This is a genomic window from Streptomyces kurssanovii (assembly GCF_040677245.1).
Taxonomy (GTDB): Bacteria; Actinomycetota; Actinomycetes; order Streptomycetales; family Streptomycetaceae; genus Streptomyces; species Streptomyces kurssanovii.
Window position 1 is genome coordinate 22,294 of record NZ_JBFAQK010000045.1, and the last position, 15,577, is coordinate 37,870.

Below are 15,577 nucleotides of genomic sequence, written 5' to 3' on the forward strand. Positions count from 1 at the left end.
TTGTCGCGCTCCTGACAGAACATGTCCACGGCTGCCAGTCTTCCCCCGATCCACGCACCACAGCTCCGCATGCTCTGCCCGGCCGACCCACCCAGCCGACCGGTACCCCCCTCGCAGAAGGAGTCCGCGTGAGACCCACGCATCGCCGGCGCGCCACCGCGACCGGAGCTCTCATCGCCACCGCCGCCCTGCTCGCGGTCGGCTTCCAGACCGGAACCTCGGCCGCCGCCCAGCCCGAGGCACCCACCGCCGCGCAGGCGGGCAAGGCCGACCCGGGCGCACTGCCCAAGAGTCTGTCCCCCGCCCAGCGCGCGGAGCTGATACGCCAGGCGTCCGCCACGACGGCCGCCACCGCGAAGGAACTCGGCCTCACCGCCAAGGAGAAGCTGGTCGTCCGGGACGTCACCCAGGACCGCGACGGCACCACGCACACCCGTTACGAGCGCACCTACGACGGGCTGCCCGTCCTCGGCGGCGACCTCGTGGTCGCCGAGTCCGCCACGGGTGCGACCGAGGCGGTCACCAAGGCGTCCCGCGCCGCCCTGAAGGGCGTCGACACCAGCGCGGACGTCGCACCGGCCACGGCGGAGAGGCAGGCGCTCGGCGCCGCCAAGGCCGAGGGCTCGAAGGCGACGAAGGCCGAGCGGGCCCCGCGCAAGGTCGTCTGGATGGGCACCGGCAGTCCGACTCTCGCCTACGAGACCGTGGTCGGCGGGCTCCAGCACGACGGCACCCCGAACGAGCTGCACGTCGTGACGGACGCGGCCACCGGCGAGAAGCTCTACGAGTGGCAGGCCGTCCACAACGGAACCGGCAACACCCAGTACAGCGGGCAGGTCACCCTCGGCACGGCCCCCTCGTACACGCTCACCGACACCACCCGCGGCAACCACAAGACGTACAACCTCAACCGCGGCACGTCCGGCACGGGCACGCTCTTCTCCGGCCCCGACGACATCTGGGGCAACGGCTCGCCGTCGAACCTGGAGACCGCCGGCGCCGACGCCCACTTCGGTGCTGCCCTCACCTGGGACTACTTCAAGAACGTGCACGGCCGCAGCGGCATCCGCGGTGACGGCGTCGGCGCGTACTCCCGTGTGCACTACGGCAACAACTACGTCAACGCGTTCTGGCAGGACAGCTGCTTCTGCATGACGTACGGCGACGGGTCCGGCAACGCCAAGCCGCTCACTTCGATCGACGTGGCCGCGCACGAGATGACGCACGGCGTCACCTCCAACACGGCCGGCCTGGTCTACAGCGGCGAGTCGGGCGGTCTCAACGAGGCCACCAGCGACATCTTCGCGGCGGCGGTGGAGTTCAGCGCGAACAACTCCCAGGACGTGGGCGACTACCTCGTCGGCGAGAAGATCGACATCCGCAGCGACGGCACCCCGCTCCGCTACATGGACAAGCCGAGCAGGGACGGCTCCTCCAAGGACTACTGGTACTCGGGCATCGGCAACGTCGACGTCCACTACTCCTCGGGCCCGGCGAACCACTGGTTCTACCTGCTCTCCGAGGGCAGCGGCGCCAAGACGGTCAACGGCGTCAACTACGACTCGCCGACCTCCGACGGCCTGCCGGTGACCGGCATCGGCCGTGAGAAGGCCGCGCTGATCTGGTACAAGGCGCTCACCACCAAGTTCAGCTCCCGCACCGACTACGCGGGCGCCAGGACCGGCACCCTCGCGGTCGCGACGGAGCTGTACGGTGCGGCCAGCGCCGAGGTCAAGGCGGTCACCGACGCCTGGGCCGGCATCAACGTCGGTTCCCGCCCCGGCGGCGGCGACCCCGACCCGGACCCGGGCACGGTCTTCGAGAACACGGCGGACGTCAGCATCCCGGACGCGGGCGCCGCGGTGACCTCATCGGTCAACGTCACCGGCCGCACCGGCAACGCCCCGTCCACCCTTCAGGTCGGCGTCGACATCGTTCACACGTGGCGCGGTGACCTGGTCATCGACCTGCTCGCCCCGGACGGCACCGCGTACCGCCTGAAGAACTCGAGCGGTTCGGACTCGGCGGACAACGTCAAGGCGACCTACACGGTCAACGCCTCGAGCGAGGTCGCCAACGGCACCTGGAAGCTGCGGGTGCAGGACGTGGCCCGCTACGACACCGGCTACATCAACAGCTTCAAGCTCACCTTCTGAGGCTGACCGCACATCCCTGATCCGGGGCGCTGCCCGGGACGCCGCACCGGCTCCCGGACAGCGCCCTTCCACGTACAAGGGCCGGCCCGTCCGCCGGCCTTCCGCCGGCCCGTCCACCGGCCCGTCCGCCGGCCCGTCCGCATGGGCGCCGAGCGGGAGTTGATCCGCCGCGGTCGGCGGGATGTCTAGGCTGACCGCATGACCACCTCCGCCGGCCCGACCGGCACCAGCGCCGCTCCCGTACGGGTCCTGCTCGCCGACGACGAGACCATGATGCGCGCCGGGGTGCGGGCGATCCTGGCCGCCGACCCGGGCGTCGAGGTGGTCGCGGAGGCCGGTGACGGGCGTCAGGCCGTCGAACTCACCCTGGGGCACCGGCCGGACGTCGCCCTGCTCGACATCCGGATGCCACGGCTCGACGGGCTCGCCGCCGCGGAGGAGCTGCGGCACGTGGCGCCCGGGACGGCGGTGGTCATGCTCACCACCTTCTCGGAGGACGAGTACATCGAGCGGGCCCTGGGCGCGGGGGTGAGCGGGTTCCTGCTGAAGTCCGGGGATCCCAGGGAGCTGATCGCGGGCGTCCGCGCGGCGGCCGACGGCGCCGCTTGCCTGTCCCCCGAGATCGCGCGTCGCGTCCTCGACCGGCTCGGCGCGGGACGGATGTCGCGGGCGGCGGAGGCCCGGACGGCACTGGAGCCGTTGACCGGCCGTGAGCGGGAGGTCGTGGCGCTGGTCGGTGCCGGCCTGTCCAACGCGGAGATCGCGGCGCGGCTGTACGTGGTGGAGGGCACGGTCAAGGCACACGTCAGCGCCGTCCTCGGCAGGCTCGGGCTCAGGAACCGGGTGCAGCTGGCGATTCTGGCGTACGAGGCGGGGCTGGTGGCGGACACACCGTGATCGTCAACTTCGGGTTGACGATCCTCGTGCGTCAACCTAAGGTTGTCGCATGACCGATCCTGTGCGTCTCACGCATCCCGTGCGCCTCGACGATCTGATCGAGGCGATCAAGAAGGTCCACTCCCAGCCGCTCGACCAGCTGTCCGACGCGGTGCTCGCCGCCGGTCACCTCGGCGACATCGCCGACCACCTCATCGGCCACTTCGTCGACCAGGCCCGCCGCTCCGGCGCCTCTTGGACCGAGATCGGCACCTCCATGGGCGTCACCAAGCAGGCGGCCCAGAAGCGTTTCGTGACCAAGCAGTCCGACCAGCCGCTCGACCTCGACCCGAGTCAGGGCTTCGCCCGCTTCACCCCCCGCGCCAGGAACGTCGTCGCGGCGGCCGCCAACGAGGCGCTCACCGCCGGCAACGCCTTCGTCGGCCCCGAGCACCTCGTCCTCGGCCTGCTCGCCGAGCCCGACGGCCTCGCCGTGAAGGCGCTCGCCGCCCAGGGCGCCGACCCCGAACGGATCCGCGCCTCGGCGACGACGGCACTCCCGCCGGCCGCCGACGAACTCCCGGAGATCGCCCCGTACGACGCGCGTGCCCGCAAGGTGCTGGAGCTGACCTTCCGCGAGGCACTGCGCCTCGGGCACAACTACATCGGCACCGAGCACATCCTGCTCGCCCTGCTGGAGGCGGAGGACGGCAGCGGTCCGCTGGCGTCGCTCGGCGTCGGCAAGGAGGCCGCCGAGCAGTGGGTGACCGACACTCTCGCGGCGTTCATGGCGGCGAAGCAGCAGCAGTAGGCTGCGCCCCCACTTTCGTCAGAGGCCCCGGGCACGGGGCCTTTGGCAGGGTGGGGGCATGCGCAGAGAGAACGCCCGCGAACGCCTCACCGACCTCGCCCTGTGGGTGGTGCTCGCCGGCTGCGTCCTGCTCCGCTCCGACCCGAACGACGGCGGCTCGTGGTGGTGGGTCGGCACCGGCGTCCCCCTGCTCGGCCTCGCGGTCCTGCTGTGCCGGTCGTGGCCGCTGCTGTCCCTGGTCGTCGCCGTCTCCCTCAGCGCCTGGCAGACACCGGAACTCTTCACCGCCTCCTACGCACCCGCCATGGCCGCCTTCGGATATCTCTCCGGCCGCCGCACGGCGACCGCCCGCCCGGCGCTGCTCACCTTCGCCGGCATCGCGTCGGCGGGGCTGGCACTCGGCCTGGCGCTGGAGGACCTGTGGACCTGGTTCGCCCTCCTGATCACCCTGCTGTTCACGATCGTCGTCCCCTGGCTGGTCGGCCGCTACGTGCGCCAGTACGCCCAACTCGTCTCGGCCGGCTGGCAGCTGGCCGACCGTATGGAACGCGAACAGCAGGCGGTGGCCGACCGGGAGCGGCTGCGGGAGCGGTCGAGGATCGCCGGGGACATGCACGACTCGCTCGGCCACGACCTGTCGCTGATCGGTGTACGGGCCGCGGCCCTGGAGGTCGACGCGGGCCTCGGACCCCGGCAGCAGCAGGCGGCCCGCGAACTCCGCGAGGCGGCGGCGGAGGCGACCGCCCGGCTGCGGGACATCGTCGGCGTGCTGCGCGCCGACGGGGAGCCCGCCCCTACCGCGCCCAGCGGGGAGACGGTGGGCGCACTGGTGGAACGGGCCCGCGACTCGGGGCTGGACGTACACCTCCACGAGGACGGCCCGCGCGCCGGCCTTCCGCCGATGACCGCCCGGGCCGTGCACCGCGTGGTCCAGGAGTCCCTGACGAACGCGGCGAAGCACGCGCCCGGCGCGGCGGTGCGCGTCGGGCTGTCCTGCGGTGACGCCGACGTCACCGTCCGCGTCACCAACCCCCTTCCACCGTCCGCTGCTTCCCCCTCCGCCGGCGGAACGGGCCTCGTCGGCCTGGACGAACGGGTGCGCCTGGCGGGCGGCACGCTCACCCACGGTCCGAGCGCTGACGGCTTCACGGTGACGGCGCGTCTCCCGCTCTCGTCCGGCGCCGCCCCCACACCGCCGACGGCCCCCACGGCGGCCCGCGAACTCGACGACGCCCGCCGCCGCGTACGGCGCGGCCTGCTCCAGGCCCTGACCGTCCCGGTAGCGGTCGGCGCGGTGCTTGCCCTGCTGATCCTCGGCTTCCGCTTCTGGAGCGACTCCCGCACCGTGATGGAACGCGCCCAGTACGACCGCATCCGCGTGGGCGACACCCGCGCGGACGTCCTCACCCGCCTCCCCCGCCTCTCCCTGGACGGGCCGCCGTCGGGCGTCCAGCGGGAGCCGGCGGACGCGGGCCGCTGCGAGTACTACCGCGCGAAGAAGTACGAGACGACGCCGGCGTACCGGCTCTGCTTCAAGGACGACCGCCTGACCTCGAAGACGATCGTGACGGACGTCGACAACGAGGAGGACCGCCCCCGGTGACACCGGGGACGGCCCTCACCCGTCATGGAACCGCGCTTTCCACCCGGGCCTGTCGGCCCGCCGCGACGGCTACTTGATGCCGAGGAGCTGCTCCAGCGGGTCGATGGCGAAGTAGACGAGGAACAGCGCGGCGGTACCCCACAGCAGCCAGTGCACCTCGCGGGCCTTGCCCAGGCACGCCTTGATGACCACGTAGGCGATGAAGCCGGCGCCGATGCCGTTGGTGATGGAGTAGGTGAACGGCATGACGACGATGGTCAGGAAGGCGGGGACGGCGACGTCGTAGCGGTCCCAGTCGATGTGCCTGACCTGGGTCATCATCAGGAACCCGACGGCGACGAGGGCCGGGGCCGCGGCCTGGAGGGGCACGATCGTCAGGACGGGGGCGAGGAAGAGGGCGAGAGCGAACAGACCGCCGGTGATCAGGTTGGCGAAACCGGTACGCGCACCTTCACCGACACCCGCGGCGGACTCGATGTACGTGGTGGCGGACGAGGAGGAGGCGGCGCCGCCCGCGACGGCGGCGGCACCGTCGATGAGAAGAACGCGGCCCAGGCCGGGGACCTGACCGCGCTCGTCGAGAAGTCCGGCTTCGGCGGTGACACCGACGACGGTGCCCATGGTGTCGAAGAAGTCCGACAGGACCAGGGTGAAGACGAGCAGAACCACGGTCAGCACGCTGACCTGGCCGAACGAGCCGAACAGATCGAAGTTGCCGAGCAGGGCGAAGTCAGGGGCGGCGAACGGCTTGTCGGGCAGCGAGGGCGTGGTCAGGCCCCAGGACTTGACGTCCGCCAACTCGTTGACGACGACGGCGACGACCGTCATCAGGACGATGCTGATGAGAATGGCGCCCTTGACCTTGCGCGCCAGGAGCACGATCGTCAGCAGCACGCCGAGGCAGAAGACGAGCATGGGCCAGCCGGTGAGCGCGCCGGTGCCGAGCTGCACGGGCACGGTGGTGTTCGCGGCGTCCGGGATACGGGTGACGAACCCGGCGTCCACGAACCCGATGAACGCGATGAACAGGCCGATACCGACGCTGATGGCTTGTTTGAGGGGCTGCGGGATGGCGTGCATGACGGCCTCGCGCAGACCGGTCACCACCAGGACGCAGATCAGCAGGCCTTCCAGCACGATGAGGCCCATCGCGTCGTCCCAGCCCATCAGGGGGGCGACCTGGAAGGCGACGACGGCGTTGATGCCCAGGCCCGCGGCCAGGGCGAGCGGCAGATTGCCGCCCACACCCATGATCAGGGTCATGACCGCCGCCACCAGCGCCGTGACGGTGGCCAGTTGACCGGCGTCCAGCTGCTCACCGAACTTGTCCTTCGCGCTGCTCAGGATGATCGGGTTGAGCACGAGGATGTACGCCATGGTGAAGAACGTGGCGAAGCCGCCGCGTATCTCCCGGCCGTACGTCGAGCCACGTTCGGTGATGCCGAAGAACCGGTCGAACGGGCCGCCGGTTCCGGTGGGCGGCGCGTCGGCCGGGCTGGTCGCGCTGTTCTGCATGACGGCGTCTCCTGGGCCTGCAAGTGGGAGGGAGAAGGATGACGGCGCCGCGGGGAAAGAGCGTTCACGACTGTTGTGCGAACACACATGCGGCACCTCGCGAGCGGATCATACGTGGCGCGACGCGGTACACAACCAGGCCGTAACGAAAGGGAATTCGGCTGCTCGGCGACCCCCTGTGGCTTCCTACGAAATCCCTGACGACCTATCCCGCATAACGGGATGCAGGCGACAGTGGCCATGGAGTAGCGGCGAGTAACTGCCTACTCTCGCACCGTGCATCCACCCCTCCCCTTCAACGCGCGCGCCGCCCGCACTCTGCGCGAGAAACTCGGGATGGCGCACGGCCACGTCGCCTACGGCATGCGCGCCTCCTACGGCATGACCCACATCACATCCGACCACGTCGCGGCGTGGGAACGCGGCACGGCACTGCCCACCGCAGACGAACTCACCGCCCTGGCCGGTGCCCTGTGGTGCGCCCCCGGCGAGCTCATGGGTCACGCCCGTACCCTGCGCGAGCACCGCCTCGCCCGCGGACTTCCCGTCGAGGACGTCGCACGCGCCACGGGACTGACGCTCGACGCCTACCACCACATGGAAGAGACCGGCGTGTGGACCGGGGACACGCGCCAGTCCGCCGCTCTCGGCAGCGTTCTCGGCCTTCCCGCACGCGACTTCATCGCCATCACCGGACTCGAGAACGAACTGGCCCGCCTCCTCACCGAGGCCGTCTCCACCCGCTGGCAGGCCCACATCCGCGCCATCGCCAAGCTCGTCGCCATCGACCGCCGCGACCTGAAGGACCCCCTGCGCACCATGCAGCAGGACTACCAGACCCTCCTGGCGGCCACCCTCAGCCGGGCCGGCGGCAGCACGGCCTCCGGCGAGGACGGACGGCGCTACCTCGACGAGATCGTCGACCACTTCTGGACCTTGCTCCCGGACCACTGAGCGGGGCGCGCGGCCGAACGGCTACGGAGCTGCTTCACACAGAGGCAGGGGCTTCTGTCTCGCACCGAGGACGAGTCCCTGGAAGCAGTGCCACCGCAAGTCGCGACGGGAGACGGTCGTCAGGTCCAGGCGGGACTCGTATCTCTGCGGGCCGTACCAGGCGAACGAGGAGGACCGCCCCCGGTGACACCGGGGACGGTCCCTCTGCGTGGTGAACTCACTGACGGATCACTGCGTCACAGCCGCCTCACGACGGCTGCGGCGCATCCGAGTCCATGCCGAAGACCAACGGCTGCGACTCTTCGGCCAGATAGTCGTGTTCGGGGAAATACTCCACGTGGAGATGGTCGTCCTGATCCGCTTCCAGGGCGAACCCCTCGAGATTGTCGGCGAACAGAGCAAGTGACTCCGCATCGCCCTGGATCTCCAGGGATTCGCCGTCCTCGGAGAGGGCGACCCTTGCCTTTCCGTCCGCTCGAAGGAGTCCGATCCGCGACAGGGATCTGCCGTACGGGGCCGGGTTCGGGACCGTCGCCGCGGGAAGCTCCCCATGACCGCTCCGAAGCAACTGCCCCAGGGCCAGCAACTCGGAGCGCGTACCGGAGATTTCCGTCTCCCGGGTCGCATCCTCGCGAAGGACTTTCAGCATCACGTCTCCGCCGGTCGTCTACGGCCAGTAGTCACCCGGCCGGATCGTGGATGGATCGATGGGGGTGTGCGGGTCTTTGAGTGGACCACTTGTCACTGTCTTTCCGTTGACCTGGGTTTCCAGATTGAGGTGCGGTCCGAGCTTCTGGACATGAGGACTGTGGGGGTTCACATCGAACCGCGCAATCTTCCTGACCGCGTTGCCCGCATCGTCGGTCGTCACGCTCATGAACTGAACGCCGCCGCTTCCGGACCGCACCACCGTGGCATCGTCGCCCACGTGCGCGACGGCACGGTTCACGGCCTCGTCCATCGAAATGTCACAGTTGTGCACGAGGACCGGCGTGTTGCCCGCCGACACATAGTACGTGTGGATTCCGGTGACCGTGAGGTCGTGAGTGCGCTGGCGCCTGTCGAAGTGGCGCGTGTCCGTGACCTCCGCCGTTCCACCGCTCGCGGTGCGCAGGGTCATGCCGGCCCGCAGGTCACCCGCCTCGACCCACTCGCCCTCCGACGGCACCCAGAACGGGTGCGTCGTGGTGGAGATCAGAGCCTCTGCCGAGCCGGACCCACCGGTGATCGTGAGGTCGACGAAGTGCTTGTCGTCCTCGGTGACGATCGTGCCCGCGACCTCGCGGACCGTCGTCTCGCCGGTCTCCGGATCGGTGACGGTCACCTTGTCGCCGAGTTCGACGTCCTCGATGGGCTTGGACGTACCGTCGGCCATGAGAACCGTGGTGCCGGGCAGGAAGCTGTGACACGCCGGTCCGGGATCCGGGTCCGCATCCGGCTTCGAATCCGCCTCCACCTTCTTCTTCTTGAGCGTCTCCGCGGCCTTCTTCTTCGCCGCCGCCAGCGCGTCCTTGGCCTTGGACAACCCGTCCGCCGCCTTGTCGACGGCCTTGTTCGCCTTCCACAGGTCCTTGACGCCACCGATCAGGTCGCCGACGAGGCCGACGACGCGCTTGGCGAGCTTGGCACCCTTCGCCCAGTTCCACGGCGCGCCGTACTTCGCCAGGATCTTGCCGGCGAGGCCGCCGGCGAAGCTGCCCGCGATGTTGAGCAGCGTCTCGCCGCAGGCGCCCATGTCCCCGCTGGAGACGCAGTCGAGCGCGGCGTCCACGCCCAGGATGTCCCGGGCGATCTTGACGAGCGCCTTGCCCGCTGACTTGATCCGCTGCTTGGCCGCCGACTGCTGCTCCTGGGCGCCGGCCAGGACGTTCGAGGCGCCGTCGACGTTGTTGGAAGCCGTCTTGACGGGGTCCGACTTGCCTCCCGACACCGGCAGACCGCCCCGGCACTCGATGAGGCCTTGCATGCACTCCGGAATCGCCATACCGCTGGGGTCGGCATGGGTCACCGGCGTGTTGTTGGCGTAGGCGTATCCGTTGATCTGCTGAGGCTGCGTGTATTCGATGATCGGGTCGACGGAGACGAACTTGCCGAGGACCGCGTCGTATTCACGCGCGCCGAGATGGGTCAGGCCGGTCGACTTGTCGATCGTGCCGCCGACATAGCCCTTCTCGCCCGGCCATGTGCCGGTCGCAGCACCCCGTTCGACGCCGTACGGGTCGAAGCGCCGCCGGCTGACGGCGCCGGTCGTGGCGTCGACGGCGACTTCACCCGTGCCGTGGTGGTCGGAGGCGAGGAACGACACCGTGCCGCCGTCCGTTCGCACGGCCACGGTCCGGCCGGCGTGCGAGTAGTAACGGGTGGCCGTCTTCCTCGTGCCGTCGGCGGAGAGCTTCAGTTCCATGCCGGGCAGGTAGACCGTGGTGCCGGTGGAGTCCTTGCGCTGGACCCGGTTGCCTCCGGCGTCGTACAGGTAGGTCGTCGCGGAACCGTCGCCCTTCGCAACGCCGGCGAGACTGCCCGTATCGGTCCACGTCAGCGTCTGGGCGTCACCGCCGATGGTGCGCTTGGTGGTGTTGCCCGAGTCGTCGTACTCGTACGTCGACTGCCGGTCTCCCGTCGGGGTGTTCTCGACGACCTTGGTCACCTGGTGAGGACCGTCGCCGAGCGCGCCCGCCCCGCCGTAGGTGTAGGTGCGGCTGATGTTTTTCGTCGGGTTGAGGCCCGTGTCGTGGATCGTCTCCGACGTACGGTTGCCGATGGCGTCGGTGACGTACGACTTCCAGTACGGAGCCGGGCCACCCAGCGGGTTCGCTCCGGGGGCGGCCTGGCAGGCGGCCGGTCCCGATCCCCCGACCGGGGCGACCGAGCCTGCTGAACCGCTGCCCGAGGCCTCCGCGACAGTGGCCGCGGGTGTCCACGCCTCGGCGAGGCGCTTGCGCGAGTCGTAGCCGAAGCACTGCACGTCCGGTGAGGCGGTGTCGGACGTGTCGGCGATGGACAGGACGTTCCCGGCCTGGTCGTAGGAGTAGTTGGCCTCCTTCACCGGGGCCGGCGCGCCGTAGACGTCCACCACGATGCGCTTCAGACGGTCCGTGCCGGTCTCGTAGTCGAAGGTCTGCCAGACCTTCTTGCCGCCGTTACTCAGTTCCAGCTGCTGGACGTGGCTCTTGTTCGAGTAGACCGTGTTCGTGATGTACGACGTGGCACCGGTGAGCGTCTTCGGGCGCTGGAGGTCGTCGTAGCCGTTGACGAGCACCTCGGCCGGCAGGGCGCCGGCGGCGGGCATGCCGCTGGACTGCAGGGTGCCGTCCCGGTTGTACGCCGATGTGAAGGAGTACGTCCCGGCGAGTGAGCCCTGCGAGGCGGGAACGATGTAGTTGGTCTGCAGCGGGCGGTAGAAGTCGTCCGCGGTCTGGGTGACGGTGGCGAAGTACTCCGTAGGCGTGACATAGCTGAGCTCGGCGTACGCACGGCCGAGCATTCCCGCCTTGTCGTACCGGGTCTCGGTCAGCCGGGTTCCCGTGGTGGGCTCGCCCTGCCAGGTGGAGAGCGTCCGGCCCAGCTTGTCGTAGACCGTGGAGATCTTCTTGCCCCGGCCGTCGGTGGCCGAGGCGGGACGGTCGAGCGCGTCGTACGAGGTCGTCGACGTCCCCGCGTCCGGGTCGACGCTCTTCGTCTTCCGCCCCAGCAGGTCGTACTCGTAGCGCCACACGTTGCCCTTGGCGTCGGTGACGGTCTCCAGCTCGTTCTTCGGGGTGAAGGTGTACTTCGTGACGTCGTAGCCGGACAGCGGGTCGGGAGAATCGCCCCGGTAGTGCCAGATCTCCTTGGTGTTGCCCTTGGCGTCCGTGATGGACGTCGTCGGCACGCCGCCCTTCGGCGGGTCGACCGTGGTGCGCTCACCGTCGTACATCGTGGTGGTGCGCCACTGCTCGACGCCCGAGACCGCCATGATCTGCGCCGTCGGACGGCCGAGGCCGTCGTACTCCATCAGGCTCTGCTGACCGACCTCGCCGTTGCGGACGATCAGCAGCTCGCCGGAAGCCGCACCCGCCGCGTTGTAGGTGGCGTTGGTCTTTTTGACCTTGCCCGTGCCGTCGTAGAACGAGTCGGCGACCATGCGGGTGCCGCCCGGGCCCTCGGTCTGGAGCTGGCGCGGGCGCAGCAGGCTGTCGTACAGCTCGTACTCGGAGCCGTACGAGCCGTCGTTCTCGATCTTTTCCGTCCTGATCGCCGTGACCTTGTCGCGGCGGACGTTGTACGAGTACTTGATGCTCGGCGTCTGCGTCTTCGCGCGGTCGGGGAGCCAGACCGAGGTCAGGCGGCCGAGGCCGTCGTAGGCCAGGTCCGTGCGCTTTCCGTTGGGGTCCGTCTGGCCGGCCGACATGCCCCAGGCCGGGACGTAGTCGGTGGTCGTGACGTGGCCCAGCGCGTTGGTGTTCTTGGCCTGCGAGATCAGGCCGTTGACGTCGGTGTACGCCGTCTTGGTCACAGCGCCCGATGCGTCCGTCTGGGACAGCGGGCGGCCGAAGGCGTCGTACGTGGTCGTGCCGGTGACCTGGTAGGTGCCGGTCGTGCCGTTGTGCGCGGTCAGACGCTCGGTGGTGGTGGCGAGACCCCTGGTCGGGGCCGCTCCGAAGGCCAGGCCGTCGTACGAGGTGCGCTCGTCGGCGTGGACCTGGGTCTTCCGGTCGGGCGTGGCCGAGCAGTTCACCCCCACCGACTCGCTGCGCGAGGGCAGCGTGAGGATGTTGGCGGCCGTGTTGTCGGCGTACCAGGTGCGGGTGCAGGTGTCGTCGGACGGCGTGGAGACGTCGCCCTGGTCGTCGACCTCCGTGACCCGGCCGGTGCCGTTCGCGGTGTCGTACTTCGTGACGGACCTGGACTCCAGCCAGGTCCCGCCGGACCGCAGCTCGAAGCCGCGCTCCGTCTCCGTGCGCACGATCGACGCGTGGGTGGTGCCCCAACTGCGCGTCTGCGTCGCGGTGTTCACCTTCCACGGGGTGCTGATGACCTTGGAGACGACCTTGCCGCCGTCCCAGGTCTGCGCCTCCAGCTGGTGGCCCGTGAACTCCTCCGAGTCGGTCCACTCGGCGCCGGTCGAGTCCTTGACCTTGACGGTGCGGGTGCCGCCGTCCGGGTCCTTGTCCCCGTCCATGCCTTGGAGGTACGTGTAGTCGATGCGGGTGGTCTGCTTGTCGGCACTGCCGGAGGTGACGGTGACCTGGCCGTAGCCCTGCCAGCCGCCCCAGGTGAGGTACTTGTCCTCGGTGATGCCGTCCGGCTCGGCCTTCCGCCAGGCCGCGTCACCGTTGTAGTCGTAGCGCGTGACGAGGGAGTCGCCGCCGCCTGTGCGGTCGGTCTCGACGATCTCGGCGACGACGTACTTGTGGAACCAGTCCGTGATCGGCTCGATGGTGCCCGGCGGGGCCCACTTGACCGGATAGCAGCGCTTCACCGACGCGCCCGCTCTGGGAAGCGTTTCCTTGGTGCACTCGGTCGGCGCGTAGTTGATGTCGAGCTGGGCGCCCGTCTCACTCAGGACGGCCGCGAGGCGATAGCGGTGGAACGGCGCGATGTTGTCGCCGATCGCGTCCACACGGTTGGCGAGCTGCTCGCCGTAGAGCTCCAGCGCGGGCAGCTTGGCCGCCGTGCCCACCCGGCCCTCGTGGTCGAGCTTCGACAGCCACAGGGTCTTCGAGTCGTCACCGTTGTCCGTGAACAGGTGCGTGAACGACCACGCGTCCACGTCCTGGTACTCGGTGGCGCTCTTGCGCATCTGCGTGGTGATGCCCGTCAGGCGCTTCGTGGTCCAGAAGGTCTGGCCGACGGTGCACTTGGTGGCGGCCTTGCACTCCTGGTCGACGGGTGTGTCGGGCCAGTGCGCCGCGTTCGCCTTGGTCCGCTTGTCCTCGGCGCAGTCGAAGTCCGTCGTGGGGAGGCAGCGCTCGGCGACGTCGAAGACGACACGGGCGGGAGCCTTCGCCGCGTACACGGAGCCGTCGCGCTGGCCGTAGTCGATGCGCTTCAGGTAGCCGCCGCGGTGGTACGCGGTGCCGTTGACGTCCGTCTTGCCGTTGAGGGCGTAGTGGTTCGTCTCGGGCGCGTAGAAGTAGGACATCACGTTGCCGTGGGTGTCCTTGACGTGGTCCAGGCTCCAGCGCCAGGCCTGCTTGCAGTGGGCACTGGTGAACGTGGCGTTGTAGCAGGGCTCGCCGGAGTCGTCACCGAAGACGGGGACCGTCCAGGCGGAGCCGGTGGTCTCGTTGCCCGTGGCCCAGCCGGGCAAGCGGTTGAGCCCGAACCAGTACTGGGTGCCGTCGGCGGTGGTGACCTTCCAGTGCTCGCCGTCGTTGTCGCCGTTCGTGGCCCCGGTGAGCTTCTCGACCTTGGTGCCGTCGTCGGACGAGAACTTCCAGTCGCCGGTCTTGTCGTCCTTGATCAGCTCACTGGAGTTTCCGTTGAGCATGATCGAGGCGTTGTCGAACGCCCAGCACTGCTCACCGGAGGTCGAGTGGCCGTCGTCGGCACACGGCTTGTAGCGGCGCTCGATGTAGCCGGCGTCGTACGAGAAGCCCTCGCCGATCCACGAACCCTGGTTGTTGGTCGCGGCGGTGCGGCCGTCGGCCGACTGGGACGAGTAGCCGAGACCGACCGTCGGGACCAGCCCGCCCGGCGTGGGCACCGTCCGCATCGGGTAGTTCCAGCTGAACCCGCCGGAGGAGTTGGCGACGCTCCAGCTTGCCGACGGCGCGAGGGAGGTCGCCTTGTAGCTGCCCTGGGCGGAGGACGGGCCGGCTGCCAGCGCGACCAGCGGCGCGGCCTCGACGGCCATCGTCGACGGACCGGACTCCGGCGCGGGGGCCGCGGTCACGGAGGCCGAGACCGTGCGGTCCTCGGGGTCGTTCACCGTCGGCAGCGGCTTCGGCAGCTCCGGGCACGCCTTGCTCCCGGGTGCGGCGACGGCCGCACAGGCGGGCAGTTGCACGAGGTGCAGACGGGAGGCGTAGGAGCCGCCGTAGCCCTCTGCGAAGGAGGAGTAGTCGACGGTCAGCCGGACCGGGGCCTCATGGGCCTGTCCGTCGGAGCGTTCGACGCGCAGCAACGCGCCGGCGCCGAGCTCCGCGGCCCGCTTCGCCGGCAGCACGTCGACCTGCACCTCGGTGGGCGCGGCCGGGCGGGAGGTGCGGCCGGCGCGTGCCGGCTTCGCCGGGTCCTTGGTGACCGTGACCGGCAGACCGCCGACGGTCGTCTCCTTCGGCGCCACGGAGGCCACGGCGAGCTCCGCGCTGCCGCCGCCCGGCCAGACCGCCTTGTCGAGCGCCGTGACCGCGGACTTCCTCGCCGGGTCGGCCGGGCGGGGCGCGGCCTTGGCGTTCCTGCCCTCGACGGGATCGCCGAAGTCCTGCACACCGGGTCTGCCCCGGCCTTGTTCCTCCAGGGTGAGCGGCATCGCCTGGACCGTACTGCCGGTCAGGGCGACGACCACCCCCAGGGCGGTCGCTGCGAGCAGCCGCCCGGGTATGCGCCGGTTCATCAACCGGCCGCGAAATGGCATCACGTGTCTCCGCACGTCGATAAGGGACGGATGGTGTCGGGCGGATGCCCCGGCCTCGGCGGCCGCGGCATTCGCCCCTCCTGCCGACCTGTCCGGCAGGG

General features: G+C 69.9%; 8 protein-coding genes. 5 read left to right on the top strand and 3 right to left on the bottom strand.

Translation table 11 applies throughout. The features are described from left to right. The first annotated feature begins 128 nt into the window (after nucleotides 1-128). The 4 genes from AB0K36_RS25670 (at nucleotide 129) to AB0K36_RS25685 (ending at nucleotide 5,446) form a co-directional block, all read left to right on the top strand. On the top strand, nucleotides 129-2,156 hold the full coding sequence (locus AB0K36_RS25670) for a M4 family metallopeptidase (RefSeq protein WP_364598667.1): 2,028 nt from the start codon (nucleotides 129-131) through the stop codon (nucleotides 2,154-2,156). Between the two features lie 198 nt (nucleotides 2,157-2,354). Next, a complete protein-coding gene (locus AB0K36_RS25675) occupies nucleotides 2,355-3,053 on the top strand; it encodes a response regulator (RefSeq protein ID WP_364598670.1) in 699 nt (232 codons plus the stop codon). A gap of 49 nt (nucleotides 3,054-3,102) precedes the next feature. Further along, nucleotides 3,103-3,843, top strand: a complete 741-nt coding sequence (locus tag AB0K36_RS25680; protein WP_364598673.1) for a Clp protease N-terminal domain-containing protein — start codon at nucleotides 3,103-3,105, stop codon at nucleotides 3,841-3,843. A 58-nt stretch (nucleotides 3,844-3,901) separates the two neighbouring features. Then, complete coding sequence (locus tag AB0K36_RS25685) at nucleotides 3,902-5,446, top strand: sensor histidine kinase (RefSeq protein WP_364598676.1); 1,545 nt, start codon at nucleotides 3,902-3,904, stop codon at nucleotides 5,444-5,446. 69 nt (nucleotides 5,447-5,515) lie between these two features. Here AB0K36_RS25685 and AB0K36_RS25690 read toward each other — a convergent pair whose 3' ends face one another. Further along, nucleotides 5,516-6,961: an NCS2 family permease gene (locus AB0K36_RS25690; RefSeq protein ID WP_364598679.1), complete on the bottom strand. Its 1,446-nt coding sequence runs from the start codon at nucleotides 6,959-6,961 to the stop codon at nucleotides 5,516-5,518. A 276-nt stretch (nucleotides 6,962-7,237) separates the two neighbouring features. On the opposite strand from AB0K36_RS25690, the gene AB0K36_RS25695 reads away from it, so the two are divergent. Beyond that, complete coding sequence (locus AB0K36_RS25695) at nucleotides 7,238-7,915, top strand: helix-turn-helix domain-containing protein (RefSeq protein ID WP_364598682.1); 678 nt, start codon at nucleotides 7,238-7,240, stop codon at nucleotides 7,913-7,915. Nucleotides 7,916-8,162: 247 nt separating this feature from the next. On the opposite strand, the gene AB0K36_RS25700 is transcribed toward AB0K36_RS25695, so the two are convergent. Both AB0K36_RS25700 and AB0K36_RS25705 read right to left on the bottom strand, forming a co-directional pair. Then, complete coding sequence (locus tag AB0K36_RS25700) at nucleotides 8,163-8,564, bottom strand: Imm32 family immunity protein (protein ID WP_435877932.1); 402 nt, start codon at nucleotides 8,562-8,564, stop codon at nucleotides 8,163-8,165. 18 nt (nucleotides 8,565-8,582) lie between these two features. Beyond that, nucleotides 8,583-15,455, bottom strand: coding sequence for a polymorphic toxin-type HINT domain-containing protein (locus tag AB0K36_RS25705; protein WP_364598688.1), 6,873 nt, complete (start codon nucleotides 15,453-15,455; stop codon nucleotides 8,583-8,585). Between the last annotated feature and the right edge of the window lie 122 nt (nucleotides 15,456-15,577).